The sequence below is a fragment of the Nostoc sp. PCC 7107 genome (assembly GCF_000316625.1).
Classification (GTDB): Bacteria; Cyanobacteriota; Cyanobacteriia; order Cyanobacteriales; family Nostocaceae; genus Nostoc_B.
The window spans coordinates 5,679,177-5,699,960 of the sequence record NC_019676.1; the positions used below are offsets into that span (position 1 = coordinate 5,679,177).

Consider the following 20,784-nt stretch of genomic DNA (forward strand, 5'->3'; position numbering starts at 1 on the left):
CATTTTTCTTAGTGGATTTTTACGTATAGCGCAGCATCGGAAAAATCACCATCTAGTTAGAAACATCAAGTTTCTTCTTTACTTTCTCCTAGCTGTAGCCTTCTGTCTGCTTCCAGTCCAAATGGCTAACTCCTCAACTCAGCCAGTCGCTATCATCCCCCCATCACCCAGCAGAGAATTTCGGGGCGTTTGGGTTGCTAGTGTCGCTAATATTGACTGGCCTTCTAAACCGAGTTTAACCACCAGCCAACAACAAGCAGAGTTAATTACAATACTCGATCGCGCGGCCAAATTAAAACTCAATGCCGTAATTTTACAAGTCCGTCCTGGTTGTGATGCCTTATACCAATCTGCATTAGAACCTTGGTCAGAATTTTTAACTGGACAGATGGGTAAACCACCCGCGCCTTATTATGACCCCTTAGCTTTTGCAGTCACAGAAGCCCATAAACGTGGACTAGAATTACACGCTTGGTTTAATCCTTATCGCGCTCGTCATCCCCAAGCTAAATCAATTGTCGCAGCAAATCATATCAGCAAAACCCATCCAGAATTAGTCAAACATTACGGCAAATATCTCTGGTTAGACCCAGGTGAAAAAGCTGTCCAAGACTACACAGTTCAAGTAATTATGGATGTTGTGAATCGATATGATATCGATGGCGTTCACATTGATGATTACTTTTATCCCTATCCTGAAAAAGATAGGAGAAATAAAACTATTGATTTCCCAGATCAAATCAGTTGGCAAAAATATCAAAAATCAGGAGGTACAGAAAACCACAATGATTGGCGGCGAGAAAATGTCAACACATTAATTCAACGGCTTTACCAAAGCATTAAAAGTACTAAACCTTGGGTGAAATTTGGGATTAGTCCTTTTGGAATATGGCAACCAGGATTTCCCAAACAAATCGGCAATGACAAAGCCTTTAATGCTTATCAAGAACTATATGCAGATTCTCGCAAATGGTTAATGAATGGTTGGTTAGATTATCTCTCACCCCAACTTTATTGGAAAATTGAACAGGCACAACAAAGTTATCCTGTATTGTTGAACTGGTGGATAGAACAAAACACTCAATCTCGGCACATTTGGCCAGGAATTTTTACTAGCCGCATCGGTCAAAACAGTAGTACAGCTTGGCCAGCCAAAGAAATTGTCTATCAAATTAAAACCACTCAAGGACGTACTGGTTCAGATGGCAATATTCACTTTAGTATGAAACCTCTGCTGCAAAATCGTGGCGGAATTGCCGATTTATTGCCACAAGATGTTTATCATCATTCGGCCTTAGTTCCTTCATCACCTTGGTTAGATAATACACCCCCAGAAAAACCCCAGGTGAGCTTAGAAAAAGATGTCACTGGTACTAAAACAGTTCTGAAATGGCAACCTACTGGTAAACAGCCTGTTTGGTTATGGGTTGTGCAAACCAAAATAGGCCATGAATGGAACACCAATATTTTACCGACTGGGCAGAATTCAACTTTGTTAAATAATCATCAAGTTGAAGATGTCGCTATTTCTGCGGTGACTCGTTATGGTATTCAAGGGACAAGCGCTATTGTAGAAATACCACAATATCAGGCGAGAAACTCTAATAGAATGTTTTAAAAGTCTGATTTTTGGTAGCCAAACATTTTATATACCCCTAAATCCCCCTTAAAAAGGGGGATTTAAAGAGACTCTTAGCCCTCATTTTTAAGGGGTTTGGGGGGATTTTCAGAATTATTGTACATGGTTTTTGGTTTTACGCTTGTGCCTTATTTCGGGTAAATAAGGTAATCTTATTTGATTTGTAAAAATCTAGAGGCTCAGATACCAGACTTCTTTAATAAGTCTGGCATCTTTTAGTTCACGAATGATTTAGGATTACTTTATGTTGTAAAAATGTTATTCAGAAATACCGTAATGTTGTGCCTGCATATTCCACAAAGTTGTATATTCACCACCGCGCTGTAAAAGTTCCTGATGAGTGCCATCTTCAACTAAATGACCAGATTTGAGAACTAAAATTCGATCAGCCATCCGTACAGAAGCGAGTCTATGAGTAATCAAAATTGTAGTTTTACCCTCCGCTAATTCAATAAAGCGTCGGTAGAGATGATATTCGCTACGAGGGTCGAGTGCCGCAGTCGGTTCATCTAATAGTAATAGTTGGGCTGATTGACGCACAAAAGCACGAGCTAAAGCTAATTTTTGCCACTGACCACCAGAAAGTTCTGTACCGCCAAATTGCTTTCCCAGTGGGGTATTTTCTCTGGTGGTAAAATCATCAACTAGTTTAGATATATCAGCTTTTTCTATTGCATATCTCAGAACATCTGGATTTGTTAAAGCAGCTAAATTTCCCAAAGCAATATTTTCTCCCAGAGTCAGCGCATAATGCCCAAAGTCTTGAAAAACAACAGCAATTTGCTGCCGCCACTGTTCTAAATTTAAGTTTCTTAAATCTATTCCATCAACTAAAATACTTCCTTTTATTGGGTCGTATAATCTAGTCAAAAGTTTAACTAAAGTAGTTTTACCTGCGCCATTTTCTCCGACAATAGCAACTGTTTGTCCTGGGTAAATGGTAAAAGAAATATCTTGCAGAGCTAAACGATTATCTGGGTAATAAAATTCAACTTGCTCAAAAGTAATACCTGAACAAATAGGCGTAGGAACTTTCTCCCCAGGTATACTGATTTGCATTGGTATAGGACTGTCGATAAAATTGAAAAATTGCTGCATATAGAGAACATTTTCCAACAGATCTACCCAATTAGCGACAAACCTTTCGAGATTATTTTGAAAGTAAGTTAATGACTGTACAAATAAAAGTACACTACCAGGACTGAAATCGCCGCGAAAAGCTTTCTGTACTACCCAATAAAAAGCAAAACCATTTCCCAACGTACTAAGAATAGCTAAAGTAGACGACCAAAATGCTTGCTTTCCCCGCAGATGTCGCATCGTTTGATGTAAAGACTGAAACGCTTGTAGGTAACGAGTGATAAAAAATGAACCTAGCTGAAACAACCTAATTTCTTTCGCATAGGTATCAGTCAGCATCACCGAAGTGTAATATTGCATTCTCCGCGCTTCAGGGCTATGTTCAAATAAAGTTAGCCAAATCGTTTTGCCATAATGAGAAGAAACCACTATTTGGGGTATAGTGGCGATCGCAATTACTAATGGTATCCAAAAAGCTAGGGGAACTAAGAGCATGACTATCACTATCAAAGTGACAAAAGAGCGACTTAATTCCACTAAATTCTCTAATAAACTCAGCGGTTTATAACCGATTTGTTGTTGCAGAAGTTGTAGCTCATCATAAAACACAGAATCTTCAAAACGACTCAAATCTGCAAAACAATCAGTTTTACTCATTAATAATAAGCTAATGTGAGCCGTTAACTTGTCATTGAGATCTCCTTGAAGTGCAAATACCCAAGGATACAGCAATGTCTCTAGTAGCAAAGCTCCCACCCATCCTGTCACCAAAGGTACAAGCATTGCATACCCTAATTCTCTCCCAGATGTTAAGGCTGCTGCTACAGTATCTACTACTAATTTGGTAATCCAAACACTAATAGCCGGAAGAAACCCTTGCAATAAAGTAACAGCAATCAAAAATATCATTTCTCTCGGCGCTGCTGTCCATAACAAAGGTAGAGAACGAAATAAAGCTTTAGTGTAGTCTACAAACCAAACTCTTAAATCGCTCATCAATTAAACCTAATTATTTATTTGGTATGAAGTAAAAACCACCTGATCCCTGTTTTGTATTAATCTACATAGCCATATTCAAGCTAGGTGCTGCATAAGTATCTCAATGCAGCAAGTTATATTAGAGTCTATCTAAACGAAAAACCATCCTACTTAAGAAAGAGTAAGATGAAGATTCTGGGTAAAAACTATACTACTTAAGAAAGAATAAAAAACTCTAGAAAAAGATAATGTTAGAGAAGTCAGATGATCAAAAAAAAGACAAGTAGTTTGCTAAAAATAGCAACCGTTTTATCAAAGACAAGGTTTTAGAGAAACTCAATTTTATCCATGAGTTTCCATCACTTATTTCACAGTGATTTTGACCATTTGTGGATTAGTAAAACTCTGAATAAAAGCTGAGCATTTTTGTTTAACTAGACCTGTATAGGTATATATAGTTAAGCATTAACCATTGTCTTAGTTTCTAGTCATCCTTTACATCTACCCGGTCTAATATCCATTCTTGAATGAAAGCTAGTTGATATACAAACATCATCAAAGCTTTCATAAACTTGAATGCAGATTTGCTAATAGACTCATAAATTGAAATTAACAGGAGTAAGTTACCATGCTTGCAGAAAAAACACTGACCCGACAAACAATAGATATGCGTTTAGAAGACAAAGCAGACAAATTAGAACAACTTTTGTTATCTGATGAAGAAATAGCAGCTTTAGAAAAATTGGCAATGCCAGGAATGTTGGAATCTGAGACTCAGCAAAGATGGTTTGCTAATTGCGGCGGATGTGGAGGCTGCGTTGGATGTCGAGGCTGCGTCGGATGTCGAGGCTGCGGATGTCGTGGATGTGGAGGATGTCGCGGATGTGGATGTCGTGGATGTGGAGGATGTAGAGTTAGTGAAACTGGCTCAATATCAAGCGTGCCAGATGACAGCGATGATTTCGGATTTGGATACTAAATAAGCAGGAGAGAAAATAACAATTCTATAGCATTCTTCAATCATTTGCTGAATACAGAGGTTCCCGAATTCTCAAAGAATTCGGGAACCTGAACACCAGTAAATGTTCATAAAATTAAGATTGTTCTAGCTACGAAAACATAGAATTTTATTTTCTGAATTTTGCTGAATACAATCGATTTTTTATTTTTTTGTGGAGCTTTAACAATAAAATAATGCTTATGAAATTAAATGATCATCAGCATCTGCGTCTACTAGAACACGTTGTAGTTCATGTTATGCCGCCAGATTGTCATGGCGAAGAAACAATGATATTCAATACGACGAGGCGAACCTTAACAGTTAAGGGTCAAGCACTGCACGATGTAGAAAGTATAGTATTGCCTTTACTAGATGGCTCCCGAACAATAGGAGAAATTCGGGCGGAAATTGGCGAAAAATTGACAGATGCTTCACTCAATCAATGTTTAGAGTTTTTGATAGAAAATCGCTTAGTTGAGGAGCTTTTAGAAGAAACGATTGATTTAGATAATCGTGCTTATTTACTGCCACAAATTAGTCTTTATCATGAGTTAGGCTTTCAGCAAAAAGATGCTCAACAACACTTAGCCAATGCAAGGATTGCTGTTTTCGGACTTGGTGGTTCAGGGTTGATAGCAGCAATTAACCTGGCTAGTGCTGGTATTGGTTATCTGCGGTTGTGTGATGATATCTGCACAATTCCCTCCGATGTGATGATGATGTCAGGCTTAGTATTTAAGCAAATCGGTGCCTTGCGAGGTGTGGAAGCAGCAAGACAAATTCAGGCGATCGCAGAAATCACCGATACTGAGATTGTGATTGATAATTTGATGGACGATGCCACAGTCAATACTTTGCTTGAAGATGTTGACCTTGTAATTGTCGCCACCGATGCTGTTTCTGTTAATCTCACCTATCGCCTCAACAGATTATGCCTGAAAATGCAGCGCCCATTGCTACCAGGTGGGGCGGCTGGTGTGGAAGGAACTTTTGGCCCCCTAGTCTTTGCTAAAGATGGCCCTTGTTATCTCTGCTATCGGATGCGGTCGATAGCTTGCGCCAAACTACCAGAAGCGGAATTGGCAATTGAGCGATTTCTCGACCGAGAACGCCGTTCTCAACCAAGGTTGCAAGAAAATTTACCGATCGCTCAGATGTTGGTCGGAAGTTACTTGGCGCTGGATGCTATTAAGATGTTTCTCGGTCTACCTATTGTCACTGATGGCAAATTAGTGCATTTAGACTTACTCGGAACAAAACTAACTCACAACGTTGTGCTGAAAAAACCTGGTTGTCCTCATTGTTCACGATAGGAGAGAATATAGTGAATGTTGCGATCGCTAGTCCCCGTTGGCGCGATTTAGTTAGCCCCCATACAGGAATCATTCGCGCCATTGATAGATTTACTAAGCCTTATACAGAGTTTGATTTTCCTGTTTTGTGGCAAGCTGAATTAGCAAATTTCCAACTTCGCAAACAGTCGGATGATTTACGTTACGGTGTAGGCAGGGGTATGACTGATGAACAAGCAATTTTTGGGGCAGTTGGCGAAGCCGTAGAGCGCTACTGCGGTAGCATTGTTGATTATCGGCAACTAATTGTGAGTAGTTACGCAGATTTAAGTCATCCCGCCGTTCATCCGCCAACTTTTTTCTCGTTTTCTGACAACCAATATTCTGACTCATCCTTTCCCTTTCCGGCTTTTGATCAAGCAACGCAGACTTCATGGATAACTGCCATATCTCTGACAAGTAACCAACAGGTGTTAGTCCCAGCCTTCATGGTTTATTTTGACTGGGATAGCAATGTACCAGGAGATTATATTTTACCTGTCACCTCTAATGGTATGGCTAGTGGCCCTACTCTTGAATTTGCGGCTTATAGTGGCTTGTGCGAGTTGATTGAGCGTGATGCTTTTATCATTACATGGTTAAATCGCCTACCTGCTCCCCGGATTTATTTCGCTCATCGTCCCGGAATTGAGACGGAGATTTTACGCCACTACACCCGATTTGGCATTGAGTTAGTTACCTTCTATTTGACTACAGATATTAACATCCCCGTTGTTATGGCAATGTTAATTGACCGTTCTGGCAGAACTCCAGTTGTGGCGACTGGTTTAGGATGTCATCTGGATGGGTCAACAGCACTGCGTAAGGCGATTTTTGAAGTTTGTCAAGCCCGCTTTGGTGACATAGAACGCAAAGCTAATGGCGCTGGGGCTAATCTCAATCAATATGAAGATGTGCAGAATTTAGAGGATCACAGCGCTTTTTTCTACACAACCACTCGGCTAGGGGAGTTGGAATTTTTATTTGAGCATGAAAATTACCTCACAGTTGAAGATTTACCAACTTACCCATCTTCAGCCGAGGTAGAAAAATTGCGAACTGTCATTACAAGGTTGCATTCCGTTGGTGCTGAACCCTATTTAGTAGAAATTACCACGCCTGATGTTGTATCGCTTGGTTTTCGCGTTGTGCGGACTTTAGCCAGTGAATTAGTCCCGATATATTTTGGTCATGGGCTAGAACCGTTGGGTACTCAGCGGTTATTCGAGGTACCAAAAAGGTTGGGTTATGGTGGACAACGTACAGTAAAAGACTTAAATCCCTGTCCACATCCTATGGCGTAAAACAATTTTGGATTTTGGATTTTGGATTTTATTACACCCCTATACCCATTTTCCGTTTAAGTATAACGGTGCAAATAAACCAAACTATGTAACAAAAAGTAAAATTTCAGGAAATCAAAACTATGTATACAGCCAACGAGCCACTAGAGTTAGCGCTGCTTTATCATTTGAATTCTCCAGTACCTAAAAGTTATGTCAAACGTGTTCCCGCTACAGAAATGCGATATATGCCGGAGGCTCCTTTTTTGGAACTGCCAAAAGCACCACACGATAACTCGCTGAGTCAAATTTTAGCGCGACGGTCTTCAGTGCGATCATTTGCTGAGACAACTATGCCACTGATTCAATTAGCGCAGTTGCTGGATGCTGGATGTGGACTAAATGGGTTGCGTCAAATGGATGGTTACACCTATGAAGCGCGAAACTCACCATCTGCGGGAGGGCTTTATCCGTTGGAGGTTTTTGTTGCAACACAAGAGGTGGAAAATTTAGCTAATGGACTATATCACTATGAGCCACGCGGTCATGGCTTGCATCGGGTGAATGATACAGTACCAAACGATTTTGTCAAACCTTTATTGCAACAGGATTATATAGTGAATTCTAATGCTTTGTTTGTGTTTACATCGGTTTTTATGCGATCGCTCTGCAAATACGGTGCGCGTGGTTATCGTTTTGCACTTTTAGAAGCTGGTCATCAAGCCGAAAACATCTGTCTGATGGCTGTGCAGTTGGGTTTGGATAGTCTTTGCATAGGCGGATTTTATGACATGAATTTAAATACCATGTTAGGTATCGATGGGAAACGTCATGCAGCACTTTACTGTGTTGCTGTCGGTACTGAGAGAAAGTAGAGAATTAAGGTTTTACTTTTGTCTTATTTAGAGATTTTTCGGTAAAATTTATATTTGTATGCGATGCGATCAAAGTTTGTTCAAAGACTTTTGCTAGAGCCGTTTGAAACCGTTGGCGATGCTTGAGTTTAAAAAATGGTCGAACTATTTCTAAATCTTTAGTGCAATTTGCTTGGTAAGTGCAAACTCGAATTGCCCGTAAAGTTCCTAACTGAATTTCTTTTTTGACCATTAACTCAGAAATCCCAGTTGCACCTACACCACTTTCGACAGCAGCTTTGGCCATTTCGCCACTATTGAAAACCAAAATTATATTCAGTTCACTAATATTAATACCCCAATTTTTTAGAGCTTCTTCAAATTTTTGCTGGGTTCCAGAACCGGATTCTCTCATCACCCAATAAGTTTGAGTCAGTTCTGTAACAGTAATTTCTCCTAGCTCAAACCAAGGGTGAGTTTTGCCGACAACTATTTGTAAGCGATCGCTCCCAATTATTTCTCGTTCTAAAGTATTCTGTAAAGCTGGTTTAACATCACCTTCAACTAATCCTAAATCAAACTGACCCATTGCCGTTCCTTCACAAATTGTTTCGGCATTTGCCAAACAACAATCAACGGAAATTTGCGGATACTTGCTTTTAAATTCACTAATTTTACTTGGCAACCAATAGTTACCAATGGTTAAACTTGAGCCTAATTTTAATTCGCCGCGTTGCAGGTTGTTCAATTCCCTTAATCCTCGTTCTGTTAACGTCACTTGGTCGAGAATTTTCCGTGCTTCCACTTGTAATAACTTACCAGCTTCGGCAATCTCAATATGGCGACCAATCCGATGAAACAGTTTGACTCCGTATTCTTGCTCTAAGTTGTGAATTGCTGCACTAACGGCTGGCTGAGTAATATAAAGCTCTTCAGCTGCACGCGTAAAGTGTAGATGCTCTGCTACAGCGAGAAAGATTCTTAGCTGCTCCAGTGTCATCCCTGCCATACTAAACTATTCCTAAAAACCTGGATTTCCAAATTTAATCACTTATATTTATAATTTTGACAAATAAAAACATTTGATTCCATTGATGAGATTAAATACAGTAGAAAATAACAATAATAAATACACACATTACTAATGTGCCTACTCAAATATGCAAAAATTTAGTTAAGCGATCGCTATGAGCTAGATGAATTTCTAGAGTGAAAAATGAGCAGAATCAAGCATGATGCCAAAAAATACCCTGATTTTGGCTAATTGTTGGCAGTCATAATGTTATTCATGCTTGTGTTATTAAGATATCTGCATTAAAATAAATTTTGGCAAAAATGTACAAGCAAATTAAATATTTTTTGCAAGTGCGATCGCCGCACAAGTGGCAAATTATCTGGAAAGAAATTTGCTATTATTTTGGCATTTTTTGGAGGGGAGCCTTTTGGGGTTTAAGGGTGTTATTGATGCAATTAGAGTCTAAGCCAACAGAAGAAAAGAAAAAACCAGGAAGGCTAAATCCATCACGAATTAGGGATCATTTAGCGAATGAACGCACTTATCTTGCTTGGATGCGAACTGCGATCGCTCTTTTGGGCTTTGGAGTCGTTATCGTCCGTCTGCGAGCCTTTCAAGTCCCGCTGTTACCCACTCCTGGTAATGGTTGGAAGTTGGGCTTAGTCTTTTCGCTAGTTGGGTTAGTTACGGTATGGCTGTCAACGGCACACTATTTTGCAGTGCGGCGTGATATTGAAGATGATAATTATGAACCTACAGACCGCTGGGTAATTTTATTCAGTTTGGCGATTATGATTCTCGGCTCTGGAGTAATTTATTATGTGTTTACTACTCCCCTTAATCCTTTGAGTCCGCTTGTTCCTGATTAATGGTTAAATATTTCATCTTTAGGCTTGTTCGCTACTAGTGAATTCTTTCTGCTCGTAGTAACGACAACCTTGACAAGGGCCACAGGGATTCACAGCACAACGGATGTAACCAGAACGGGCGTTAAATTTGCAGCTAATGTCCCCAATAAGATAGCCTACTCCTTCCAGGTAGTAGCGATCGCCATCCATCGGTCTGATATTTTGTCTACCCCTTGTCCCAGAAAAATTCATGGCTGCTTGTCTCAGCTGCGTCCTTGTCCGTAATTGGGTTTTACGGATTAACCATAAGGAAAACAGGGATGGTAAAAAACCAACGGCAATCACCAAAAGTGTCTTAATATTTAACACCTTCTTTTTACCCCTTTTATGCGCTGATTGATCTTCCCAGATATTACATTCTAGTTGTTGCCAAAATGCAAATATTAGGGCGTTTTGCTGGATTATAGCAGTGTGGCATCTAGTACTTAGCAAAAAAGTACTAATGCCACTTCAATCAGCATAACTGTTACAACTGATGAGGCGTACTACAATTCAATTTTCATAACTTTAAGATTTGTTGATTAGCGCCCCAAGAAAAAAACTTTTGTCTCAGTATCAGCCTTTTCTGGGTTTTTTTTGTGTCGCTGTGCTGCTAATCTTTTGTTTTTATTTTGCTGTCTGAGTTTCTGCGCTAATGATGCAGCTTCCCTTTCGGCTCGGAATAAATCAACTTTTCGCGTCGTCAAAATTAAGCACTCATCTGACTTTTGTTTCACCCAAGGAATGCTAACTGTAAAATACTGACAAACGCTTTTACGTGATTTAGCATTTTTTGACAAATAATTTCTTTGACTGTTGATAGCACTGGCGATCGCTTTTAACTCTAAAATCTCAGCTTCTAATTCTGCGGCCATTTGATTAATAGTTTGGGCTTGCGCCACTAAACGCTCCCAACCACTAATGATCTTTTCTTGTTGTGGCTGTAGGGGGATAATTGCAGACTCTGGTGAAGGGCGGAAGATGGAACTTTGGCTACTGTGTTCGATTTTTTTCATACTTCCTCTGCTAATATTACTGAGCTTGTTAGGCATTGTAGCAGTATTTTAGTACATTTGTACCAAATGGTTAGAGAATTCCGCAAAGATACGATCATTAAGTAGGCACTCTGCGGAAATTCATTATTATGACTAGTTCACTAACTGAAGAAATTCTGTCTCAACTTCCTGGTGATGCGTTGCGCGGGTTACGTCGCACTGATGATATCCTGACATCCATCAGAGAAAATACTGCACCAATACCAACGGTAGTTCAGGAAAGTCAGCAAGATTTAGATCATGTAGAATGGGATGCTGTTATTTGTGGCGGAACTTTAGGTATTTTAATTGGTTGTGCTTTAGCAGTGCGCGGGTTACGGGTGGCGTTAATTGAGCGGGGAATATTAAAAGGAAGAGAACAGGAATGGAATATTTCGCGCCCAGAATTAGCGGTATTTTCGCAATTAAACTTGCTGACTAATGAAGAATTAGAAACAGCGATCGCTACTCAATATAATCCAGCTAGAGTCAGTTTTCATGGCGGCACAGAAGTTTGGATCGAAAATGTCCTCAATATCGGCGTAGATCCTGTTTATTTACTCGCAACATTAAAAACCAAATTCCTCGCGGCTGGCGGAAAGTTATTAGAAAATACACCGTTTATTGAAGCAGTTGTTCACCCAAACGGCGTGATAGTCAATAACCAATTTTCTGCTAAATTGCTCATCGATGCGATGGGACATCTTTCTCCCATCACCCAACAAGCACGCCAAGGCAAAAAAGCAGATGCTTTGTGTTTAGTTGTAGGAAGTTGCGCCCAAGGTTTTCCGGAAAATCACTCCGGCGATTTGTTGTTATCCTTTACATCCTTGCAGAATCAGTGCCAATACTTCTGGGAAGCTTTTCCAGCCAAAGACGGTAGAACCACTTATTTATTTACCTACATGGATGCCCATCCACAACGCCTGAGTTTAGAAAATTTATTTGCAGAATATCTCCGCCTGCTACCAAAATATCAGGGGGTGGAATTGTCGCAATTGCAATTTCAACGGGCGTTATTTGGTTTCTTTCCTACTTACCGCGATAGCCCACTCAAAACCCCTTGGAATCGGATTTTACCAGTGGGAGATAGTAGTGGTAGCCAATCGCCTTTAAGTTTTGGTGGTTTTGGCGCAATGGTGCGTCATTTACAGCGTTTAACTTTTGGGGTGGAAGCTGCACTACAAACCAATCAATTATCTGCACAGGCATTATCACTACTGCAACCATATCAACCAAATCTCAGTGTGACTTGGTTATTTCAAAAAGCTATGAGTGTAGGTGTAAATCAAAATATCCAGCCAGAGCAAATTAATCAGTTGCTTTCTGCAGTATTTGCAGAAATGCAAAAGCTAGGTAATCCCGTCCTCAAGCCATTTTTGCAAGATGTGGTGCAGTTTTCGGCATTAACACAAACATTAATTAAAACTGGATTATCTCATCCACAATTAATTGCCAAGATAATTCCCCAAGTTGGTTTAGTTAACTTAGTTGATTGGCTAGTGCATTACGGAAATTTAGGTATTTACACTGCCTTGTTTAATCTTAGCCCAGTGTTAGAAACATGGATTAAGAGCCTACCCATTCAACAACAATATTACTGGCATCGTTTAGTGGATGCGTGGAAGTATGGTTCTGGTGCTGATTACTGTGATGAAAGTTAAATAATATGTGTGTGAGGATAACATAATGGAACGGAAATCTAGCAGTATTAAATATTTTGCTATGTTAATTGGTTTACTGCGCGATCGCCAAGGTTTTTTAGATGAAGTCCGTCAAGGAATTAGAATCCCCAGTAAGATAATTTCTTTGCTAGTTTGTAGTTCTATTTTTATTGCCATTTATGGGGCAATTATTGGCTCTTCTCATAGTTGGATGCAGGCTATTTCTTCGGCGGTGAAACTACCAGCACTGTATTTAATTACCTTGCTAATTTGTCTACCGACACTATTTTTCTCTAATATTATCTTTGGTTCCAAGCGGACTTTTGGACAGCATTTCATTTTAGTACTCACAGCCGTTGCTGTCACCAGCGTTCTGCTATTTAGTTTTGCACCAATCACGCTGTTTTTCTTGCTCACTACCAATAACTATCAATTTATCCTGGTATTAAATGTATTAATCTTTGCCATCACCGGATTTATTGGGATTTCCGCTTTATACCAAGCAGCAAATATAGTTATTGAACAAGAGGATGATGGTAGTAAAACTCGCAAGCGAATTTTACAATCTTGGCTATTTCTTTATGCTTTTGTGGGTAGCCAATTAGGTTGGACTCTTAGACCATTTTTTGGTTCACCCATGCACCCCTTCCAACTGTTCCGCGAAAGAGAAGGTAATTTTTATTTAGGCGTAATGAAAGCTATCGGTTATCTGTTGGGATTAAATTAATAGTTGATATAGTAATCCTCAATGATTTAAAAACATCTTTCTCCCTTGTCCCTATTAAATAATTGAGAATCAAAACATTCGCAGTAGAGACGTTATATATAACGTCTCTACATTTATTTTTATTTTGCACTAGTACAGGTTGGCGTAAATAAACAGACTATCGGGAATTGCTAAAAAGCTTGTGATATCACGATTCTTTCTTTTTCCTTTTTCCTTTTTACTTTTGCCTTGTTGCACTAGCGATCGCACTTTGGCATTCTTCTACAGAAGCACGCTGTTGCATAGCTTGAACTAAGGCTTCATAACTAGACCAATTTTCTTCTAAGAGAGTTTTTGCTTGGAGAACGTGAAACCTTTGTTTTTGCTGAAAAGCTGACTCCGAAAAACCGACGATTTTTAACACTCCTGCTAACTTAGCTTTATCGTCGCCGCCACCTTCAGCGCGATCAAATACCAACGCTTCCGCAGCCAAACCAGCCATCCACATTGTGCAGTAACGGTCTAGCATTTGGGCGCTAATGGTACCTTTTTCTAGTTGTGCAGCTAACTCAACGTCATTAAACGCTACACCACCTTGTCCCGGTTGTCCTTTTCGCCAAGCTTCCCAGGCGCTGAGGGTGTAACCAGTTACGGGAATACCCAGCAAAGAAGCTGCTAAAAAATGTCCCGCTTCATGACGGATAATGCGATCGCGGTGTTCACTCGAAAATCCCGCAATCCAATCTACTAGAATAGTTCCACCCTTACCTTGCAAGCTAAAACTGTCTAAGGTGGCGATTCCTAAGATAGTGAAAGTGGCGAGTGCTGGTATTGTCGGCGATAAATTAATGAATGGCCCCAACAATACCGAAAAAGTCATCAGAAAGATTGATATAGCTACTAAATTTAGGGCTGTTTGGCTCATTTTGAGTTTTTAACCATAGCTTAATCTTTCTTAATTATGAGGCGATCACTCCATTTTTGAGTAGGATTTCTTTTAGCATACTTATATCTTGTACCAAACGACTGAAGTCGCAGCTACACGAGCAAAACCCGCCTGAGCGGGTTCCAAAACCTTGATTTTGTCTTAGTCCGCGCAGGCGGACTTAGTTTGTATAGCCACGAATTCCATTCGTTGGGGCTTGGTGCAAGATGTGAGCATAGACGAACTTAGTTTTTATCACTGTGACTTTCAGTCATTCAGTGTTTGAACATTATCTTAATTTCCCGAAATGCCAATTATTCATCAGTTAATCGAAATCGTCACTGAACCAGGAATTAATATTCACAACATCACCCCACACATCAAAGATTTAATTGCTAAAAGCTCAATAAAAAACGGACAAGTTTTAGTCTTTTCGCGACACACCACCACAGCCTTAGCGATTAATGAATATGAAGTGAGGTTATTAGAAGATATCAAGGTATTCTTCAGTAAACTAGCCCCTGCTTCAGACCGTTACTTACACAACGATTTGCATTTACGAGATGTTCCAGAGGATGAGCCAATGAATGCCCATTCTCATCTACTAGCAATGATGTTAAGTACCAGTGAAGTCATTCCCCTTGTCGATGGTGATTTAGCTTTAGGTACTTGGCAATCTGTACTATTTTTTGAATTAGATGGGCCACGTCAACGGACTATATCGGTGCAAATTTCCGGCGAGTGAAATCAAGACTTTAATAAAGATAAGAGGAATTGTATAGAGTGCGATCGCTCAAAACAAATCTTAGGTAATCTTTCTAAAAATCTTTTAAAATAATGGTTATCGCATTTGGATATAAAATTTATGACTATTGCTCAAGCTAAACGTTTCACGCTAGAGGAATACCACCGATTTACGGAATTGGGATTTTTTCATGAAGATGATCATATTGAATTAATCAATGGGGAAATTATTCAAATGGTAGCAAAGGGTACTGCTCATTCCACTTGTCTACGCAACTTACTACGAGAATTACCCAAATTAGTAGGAAACAGAGCTACCCTACAATGTCAAGATCCAATTTCTATCCCACCTAATAGTGAACCCGAACCAGACTTTGCTATTTTGCATAACCGAGATGACAATTATCTATCGGCTCATCCTGTCCCTAATGATGTTTTGTTAGTCATGGAAGTTGCCGACTCTTCATTAAGTTATGACCAAGATTTGAAAGTTCCTCTTTACGCTCAAGCGGGTATTTCTGATTATTGGATATTTAATTTGTTCGATAATTATTTAGAATGTTACAGCGAACCTTATCAAGATAATCACGGGAAATATGGTTATTTAAACAAGCGCATTGTTTTACCTAATCAAATAGTAGCGTTACCCTGTTTCCCTGATTTTTTGCTAGAGTTAAGCAAGGTATTTCCGAGTAAGAACTAATTACTTTAAGATTTCTTTATACAAAAAATACCAGTATGCACTTGACATTAAGGCAACTGTACGTGTTATTATTTCTTTCATACACAGCAATGAATCATCCAAAAGCTAAGTCTTAGGTTGGTGGTTACATAGGTTGTACTTTGTTATGCCTAGGTAGGCTTGTAGTCTGTGAGCTGGGTAGTTACGAATTAAAGTATTTAGCTAAATAATCAAAAGTTTTGGCTTAATACTTTGGTTCGTAGCTACTCAGGCGTTAGACTATTGGCTTTCCTGTTCATAACAAAGTGCAAAGTTTGTAACTCTTAACTTAGAGGCTTTGTGTAGGTGTTTATTTATAAGATAAACATTCTATGCAGCTATTTGCTACAGCAAAGGCGATTTTTGAATGCTGTTGAGCAAAACTCACAATTCTTCAGGTAAGAATATGTTTGAAAAAACAAGCTGGCAGCAACCTTTAGTTTCAATATATTGGGACTATCAAAATGTCTCGAACATAAAAATAGCTAAAGATTCGTTATTATTAGCTAATTCATTAGGTTGTATCAATAACCGAAAAGTTTATAGCAATTGGTGTAATGCTAGTAAACTTAAAAAAGTTTTAGAAAGTCTGGATTTTGACTGTATTCATGTAGGTAATAAGTTCAAAAATGCTGTGGACTTTAAAATTGCCATAGATTGTGTTCGGGATAATTCTGATATAGCTATTCTTATTTCTGGAGATAGTTATTGTGAAATATTAATTGATGATTTGCACCTAAAAAGTAAAAAAGTAGTAATTCTAGCTCAGGAAAAAAGTGTTAGAAACAGTCTGAAATTTATTGCTGATAAATTTTACTATACAAGCGAATTAAATAGTTTATTTAAAAACAGATTGGACTGATTGAAAGATATTTTAAAACCCAGTTCAGGGAAAACTGGGTTTTATGTAAACTACATCAATTTGGATTTTTTGCATATTTAGATGCAATCTAATCGCGGAGTTTTCTAAAAATCAATATTTGCAACTAAGTTAAAAATAACATGCACAAACTTCTAACATTTCGGAATGAAAAACTTTTGCGTCACGCGCTGACTCACCGTTCTTATGTTCATGAAAACCCAGGAGAAGGGGAACATAATGAACGCTTAGAATTTCTAGGTGATGCTATCCTCAACTTTTTAAGTGGTGAATATCTTTATCGCATTCATCCAGAAAAGGGAGAAGATGAATTAACTCGCCGACGTTCTGCATTAGTAGATGAAAAGCAACTAGCTAAGTTTGCTGAAGAGGTTGGTTTAGATTTGAGAATGCGGTTAGGACGAGGAGCGATTTTAGATGGTGGTTTTCAAAATCCTAATTTGCAGAGTAGCACTTTTGAAGCTGTTATCGGAGCTTATTATTTAGACAATAATTGTGATATTGAAACAGTACGGGCTATTGTTGAACCATTGTTTGATTCTGTACCTGAACAAATTGTTGTAGCTCGCTCGAATGTAGACTCAAAAAACCGTTTTCAAGAATGGGTACAGCGTCATGTGACAACAAATCCGCCTGAATATATTACAAAGCAGGTAGGTGGTTTGTCTCACGCACCAATATTTACTGCTAAAGTATTTGTTGATGGGAAAAAGTACGGCGAAGGAAAGGGACGCAATAAAAAAGATGCGGAAAAAGCTGCTGCTGAAAATGCACTGGCTGAGTTGAAACAAGAAGGTATGTTGTAGCGATTTATATAATTTCTAAGAGTGTGGAGAGGTTAGCCTTGGGTGCAATTTATGAATTTTTGGTTGTAGTTTCATCCATTGAAAAGAAACTAAATTTAATAGCAAACCGATGAGGAATAAAATCACCATCAAGGTTATCTGATACCACAGAATTGGTTGCACAAATAAATCTGCAATAATATGGAGAAAATTCATGACGCTGTAAAATACAGTTAAGCCAAAATGTAACATGCGGTAACGTTTAGATTCAGTAAAAGAAGTAGCAATTATCGCCAGTATCGGTAATGTGAAAAATCCCAACATTAGCCACATAATTACAGAAATATCGCTTAGTTGTGAGGCGTGTTGAGATTCGGCTACTGATAAACCGTGAAATAGTGGCATTAATCCTAGTTGAGTGTGAAACAATGTCCCTAGGAGAAATGTTGTCCAAAGTGCAATGATTCTTTCTCTGTAATTCGCCATTATCAAGCCTCACAAGTTCCTGTTATGATTGCCTAGTTTTTAATTTAGCCAAAAAATCTGAGGAACTTGTGAAGGATGTAATTCGTTCTGTCAGATATTGATTTTTAAGGGAAAAGTGACAGTAAATGTGGAACCAACGCCTAGCTGAGATTTTAGATTGATTTCGCCTTGGAGTAATTTTACTAACCGAGAAACGATCGCCAGCCCTAATCCTGTACTATCGGGGAAGTAGGCGCGATCGCTTTTACTCACACGATAATAGGGTTCAAATATCCGTGCTTGGTTTTCTGGCGCTATCCCAATTCCTGTATCAGCAACCGCAAATGACCACTTGTCACCATCCAAGGTGTGACATACTATTCTCACAGCGCCTGACTCAGTATAGCGAATCGCATTACTGACAAGATTGGTAATAATTTGTTGTAAATGAAACTCATCGGTTAGAACTTTTTGGGGACAGCGATCGCACTCTACAATCATTTGTAAATCTTTCTCTTCTGCTAACGGTTCTAACATTTCACACACATTAATTACCAATTCTTGGACATTGCTGGGTGCAATTTGCAGTTGTACTTTACCTGCATCATATCTAGATAGTTCTAATACATCATTAATTAAGCGGAGTAAGTGTCTACCGTTACGTAACACGCGTTCAATATGTTCTAAATTAGGATAAGTATCTTTTATGTCAGAGTTACGTTTTTGTTGTCTTAAAAATAAATCTGAATAGCCAATAATTGATGTCAAAGGATGTTTTAGTTCGTGGGCGAGTTGAGAAAATGTGTCTTGATTGGCATTAATTAACCGTGTGAGTTCTTCATTATGCAGAGTTAATGATAAATGTAGATGCTTTAATTCTCGCAAACGCTCATCAACATAACTCTTAAAACATCGCGCGATCGCTTCATCTATGACAGCATCAATTAAACGCATATAACGCACAATTTCTGCTGGGGTTCCTTGCAATAAAGCTGATTCTAAAGTATCAAATATTACTATCCGTAATAGACGATATTCTCTAGCAATTTCTGTAGGATCAAACCCCTGTTCCGCCCGAAGTAATCCATGTTGCCAACTGGCTGTAAGTATCGACTTGATATCACTAACCTGAGTTTCTGCAAGTACACTAATCATTGCTTGAAAAATATCAGGAATATGATTCTTAATCGCTGTATAAGACAAGTCATCAGCACTTTCAATCTGTCTATCTTGACGGACTGCTGCTATCCATTTCTCGATGATACTGTTAGTATTTTCAGCCAGCGTGAGACTAAAATCCATTACGTTAAATTTTGTATAGATTTAGTTAAGTAATTTTGATCTAGAACTAGTTTATCGAGAACAGAGTTTTTTTGTGCAAAATTAACGGAATAATCCAACTACATTAAGAAAGAGATAATCTAATCATAGAGATAGATTTTAACTATTAGTTTTGAGTTTTTTGTAAATCTGGTTATCAGTACTAATCAAGTGCAAGGCTGCATCTGTGTTACACACTATTACTAACCCAAACAGTGTCTAAGTTAGGTTGCATCATCAAATAGAATCTATCCTCAGAAGTTGTTTTTCCTAGACACCAATGTTATATTTCGCTATATTGTTGTCAATTAGAGTAAGTCAGCCTAATTCAGCGTGTCAAAGTACATAACGCTGAAGCGGAGGAACCAAATTTTGGGGCGTATCTTAATAGAAGTGAAAAGTAAAAAGTAAAAAGTTAGTCATAATCTAACTCAGCACTGATTACTCAGCACTCTAAAAAGAGGGGCATCTCTCAGCCCTAGCCCGTCAGCTAACTTCGTAGGCATTGAGAGGAGACTGAAGAGATAGCATTTGTGTTGATCTCATCAGTGTCCAAGGCTGGTACTGCTCATATTTTTGTACCTGTACTAAAACCTGCTGAGGTTAAAGATGATATTGCAATTAAATTTAGCAGCGATCGCGGCGATCGCGGGTAAAGCTGTATGGCAGAAAACAAAACCCGTCATCATTAAGGATGTCGTCTTTTTACCAATCCTCGGTTTTTTAGGAATTATCTTGCTGTGGTGGATAGTTGCCTTAGCTAACCATAAATTAATGCCCACACCACCAGAAGCGTTAATTGCCAATTTAGACTATATTTTGCATCCGTTTTATCAACGCGGGCCGGGTAACTTGGGCATTGGTTGGTTGTTAATTGCCAGTCTGCGCCGCGTTTTGATTGGTTTTTTGTTAGGTGCAGTCGTCGCTATTCCTTTGGGCCTTCTTATTGGAATGTCTAAGCCAGCAATGTTAGCCCTCAACCCCATCATTCAGATATTTAAACCCGTGTCGCCCTTGGCTTGGTTGCCAATTGCTTTATCAATCTTCAATTTGGCAGATCCCTCAGCCATTTTTGTAATTTTTATTACCTCCTTGTGGCCGACAATTATCAACACAGCCCTAGGAGTTGCCAGCGTTCCTAAAGATTATATAGATGTGGCACAAGTGTTAGAAATGCCTCGTTGGCGCAGAATCACCAAAATTATTTGGCCTGCCAGTTTGCCTTATATCTTCACAGGCTTGCGAATTAGTTTAGGAATAGCTTGGTTAGTTATCGTCGCCGTCGAAATGCTGACAGGTGGTATTGGTATCGGCTTCTTTGTGTGGGATGAATGGAGTCGGTTAAATCTCAGTTCTGTTTTTCTCGCTGTCTTTGTCATTGGCGTAACTGGACTAATTCTCGATTTCGCCGTGGGTAAACTCCAAGAATTTGTCACTCATCGCCCGACAACAGTTAGATAACATAACTCAGCA

At 39.0% G+C, this 20,784-nt stretch carries 21 protein-coding genes and 1 riboswitch; of the genes, 14 read left to right on the plus strand and 7 right to left on the minus strand.

Annotated elements, in window-relative coordinates; genetic code table 11:
* Positions 1-121: 121 nt before the first annotated feature.
* Entirely contained in the window at positions 122-1,618 is a 1,497-nt protein-coding gene (locus NOS7107_RS24220) for a glycoside hydrolase family 10 protein (RefSeq protein WP_015115570.1), read from the plus strand.
* 279 nt (positions 1,619-1,897) lie between these two features.
* Here the strand turns inward: NOS7107_RS24220 and NOS7107_RS24225 are convergent, their stop codons facing one another.
* Positions 1,898-3,715 (minus strand): ABC transporter ATP-binding protein, encoded by a 1,818-nt coding sequence (locus NOS7107_RS24225; RefSeq protein WP_015115571.1) that lies wholly within the window; start codon positions 3,713-3,715, stop codon positions 1,898-1,900.
* A gap of 610 nt (positions 3,716-4,325) precedes the next feature.
* On the opposite strand from NOS7107_RS24225, the gene NOS7107_RS28180 reads away from it, so the two are divergent.
* From NOS7107_RS28180 to NOS7107_RS24245, 4 genes are all read left to right on the plus strand, one after another.
* A complete protein-coding gene (locus NOS7107_RS28180) occupies positions 4,326-4,676 on the plus strand; it encodes a hypothetical protein (RefSeq protein WP_015115572.1) in 351 nt (116 codons plus the stop codon).
* Positions 4,677-4,897: 221 nt separating this feature from the next.
* Entirely contained in the window at positions 4,898-6,010 is a 1,113-nt protein-coding gene (locus NOS7107_RS24235) for a TOMM precursor leader peptide-binding protein (RefSeq protein ID WP_015115573.1), read from the plus strand.
* Positions 5,989-7,332 carry a YcaO-like family protein gene (locus NOS7107_RS24240; protein WP_253274480.1) on the plus strand — a complete coding sequence of 448 codons (1,344 nt, stop codon included), beginning with the start codon at positions 5,989-5,991 and terminating at the stop codon, positions 7,330-7,332. The genes NOS7107_RS24235 and NOS7107_RS24240 overlap by 22 nt, the downstream gene beginning before the upstream one ends.
* Before the next feature lie 122 nt (positions 7,333-7,454).
* Positions 7,455-8,186: a SagB/ThcOx family dehydrogenase gene (locus NOS7107_RS24245; protein WP_015115575.1), complete on the plus strand. Its 732-nt coding sequence runs from the start codon at positions 7,455-7,457 to the stop codon at positions 8,184-8,186.
* Positions 8,187-8,190: 4 nt separating this feature from the next.
* Here NOS7107_RS24245 and NOS7107_RS24250 read toward each other — a convergent pair whose 3' ends face one another.
* Complete coding sequence (locus tag NOS7107_RS24250; RefSeq protein ID WP_015115576.1) at positions 8,191-9,174, minus strand: LysR substrate-binding domain-containing protein; 984 nt, start codon at positions 9,172-9,174, stop codon at positions 8,191-8,193.
* A 326-nt stretch (positions 9,175-9,500) separates the two neighbouring features.
* Between NOS7107_RS24250 and NOS7107_RS24255 the strand changes: the two genes are divergently transcribed.
* On the plus strand, positions 9,501-10,049 hold the full coding sequence (locus NOS7107_RS24255; RefSeq protein ID WP_015115577.1) for a YidH family protein: 549 nt from the start codon (positions 9,501-9,503) through the stop codon (positions 10,047-10,049).
* 18 nt (positions 10,050-10,067) lie between these two features.
* Here the strand turns inward: NOS7107_RS24255 and NOS7107_RS24260 are convergent, their stop codons facing one another.
* Positions 10,068-10,397 (minus strand): DUF6464 family protein, encoded by a 330-nt coding sequence (locus NOS7107_RS24260; protein ID WP_015115578.1) that lies wholly within the window; start codon positions 10,395-10,397, stop codon positions 10,068-10,070.
* Positions 10,398-10,609: 212 nt separating this feature from the next.
* Positions 10,610-11,083, minus strand: coding sequence for a hypothetical protein (locus NOS7107_RS24265; RefSeq protein ID WP_157374129.1), 474 nt, complete (start codon positions 11,081-11,083; stop codon positions 10,610-10,612).
* Between the two features lie 128 nt (positions 11,084-11,211).
* On the opposite strand from NOS7107_RS24265, the gene NOS7107_RS24270 reads away from it, so the two are divergent.
* The gene (locus tag NOS7107_RS24270; RefSeq protein ID WP_015115580.1) at positions 11,212-12,765 is read left to right on the plus strand and encodes an NAD(P)/FAD-dependent oxidoreductase; all 1,554 of its coding nucleotides are present in this window, start codon (positions 11,212-11,214) and stop codon (positions 12,763-12,765) included.
* A 22-nt stretch (positions 12,766-12,787) separates the two neighbouring features.
* Positions 12,788-13,492, plus strand: a complete 705-nt coding sequence (locus tag NOS7107_RS24275) for a hypothetical protein (protein ID WP_044501114.1) — start codon at positions 12,788-12,790, stop codon at positions 13,490-13,492.
* Positions 13,493-13,709: 217 nt separating this feature from the next.
* Here the strand turns inward: NOS7107_RS24275 and NOS7107_RS24280 are convergent, their stop codons facing one another.
* A complete protein-coding gene (locus tag NOS7107_RS24280) occupies positions 13,710-14,396 on the minus strand; it encodes a hypothetical protein (RefSeq protein WP_015115582.1) in 687 nt (228 codons plus the stop codon).
* 307 nt (positions 14,397-14,703) lie between these two features.
* Between NOS7107_RS24280 and NOS7107_RS24285 the strand changes: the two genes are divergently transcribed.
* The 4 genes from NOS7107_RS24285 to rnc all read left to right on the plus strand — a co-directional run bounded on the left by NOS7107_RS24285 (position 14,704) and on the right by rnc (position 17,547).
* A complete protein-coding gene (locus tag NOS7107_RS24285; protein ID WP_015115583.1) occupies positions 14,704-15,141 on the plus strand; it encodes a secondary thiamine-phosphate synthase enzyme YjbQ in 438 nt (145 codons plus the stop codon).
* A 120-nt stretch (positions 15,142-15,261) separates the two neighbouring features.
* A complete protein-coding gene (locus NOS7107_RS24290) occupies positions 15,262-15,843 on the plus strand; it encodes a Uma2 family endonuclease (RefSeq protein ID WP_015115584.1) in 582 nt (193 codons plus the stop codon).
* 424 nt (positions 15,844-16,267) lie between these two features.
* Positions 16,268-16,723: an NYN domain-containing protein gene (locus tag NOS7107_RS24295; protein ID WP_015115585.1), complete on the plus strand. Its 456-nt coding sequence runs from the start codon at positions 16,268-16,270 to the stop codon at positions 16,721-16,723.
* Positions 16,724-16,863: 140 nt separating this feature from the next.
* Positions 16,864-17,547, plus strand: a complete 684-nt coding sequence (gene rnc, locus NOS7107_RS24300) for a ribonuclease III (protein ID WP_015115586.1) — start codon at positions 16,864-16,866, stop codon at positions 17,545-17,547.
* 15 nt (positions 17,548-17,562) lie between these two features.
* On the opposite strand, the gene NOS7107_RS24305 is transcribed toward rnc, so the two are convergent.
* The gene (locus tag NOS7107_RS24305; RefSeq protein WP_085999833.1) at positions 17,563-18,015 is read right to left on the minus strand and encodes a hypothetical protein; all 453 of its coding nucleotides are present in this window, start codon (positions 18,013-18,015) and stop codon (positions 17,563-17,565) included.
* Between the two features lie 87 nt (positions 18,016-18,102).
* Positions 18,103-19,293, minus strand: coding sequence for a HAMP domain-containing sensor histidine kinase (locus NOS7107_RS24310; RefSeq protein ID WP_015115588.1), 1,191 nt, complete (start codon positions 19,291-19,293; stop codon positions 18,103-18,105).
* A gap of 328 nt (positions 19,294-19,621) precedes the next feature.
* Positions 19,622-19,831: riboswitch (cyclic di-AMP (ydaO/yuaA leader) on the plus strand.
* Positions 19,832-19,844: 13 nt separating this feature from the next.
* On the opposite strand from NOS7107_RS24310, the gene NOS7107_RS29765 reads away from it, so the two are divergent.
* Both NOS7107_RS29765 and ntrB read left to right on the plus strand, forming a co-directional pair.
* Positions 19,845-19,967: a hypothetical protein gene (locus NOS7107_RS29765; RefSeq protein ID WP_301280985.1), complete on the plus strand. Its 123-nt coding sequence runs from the start codon at positions 19,845-19,847 to the stop codon at positions 19,965-19,967.
* Positions 19,921-20,772: a nitrate ABC transporter permease gene (gene ntrB / locus NOS7107_RS24315; RefSeq protein ID WP_015115589.1), complete on the plus strand. Its 852-nt coding sequence runs from the start codon at positions 19,921-19,923 to the stop codon at positions 20,770-20,772. Before NOS7107_RS29765 ends, ntrB begins: the two co-directional genes overlap by 47 nt.
* Positions 20,773-20,784: the final 12 nt, after the last annotated feature.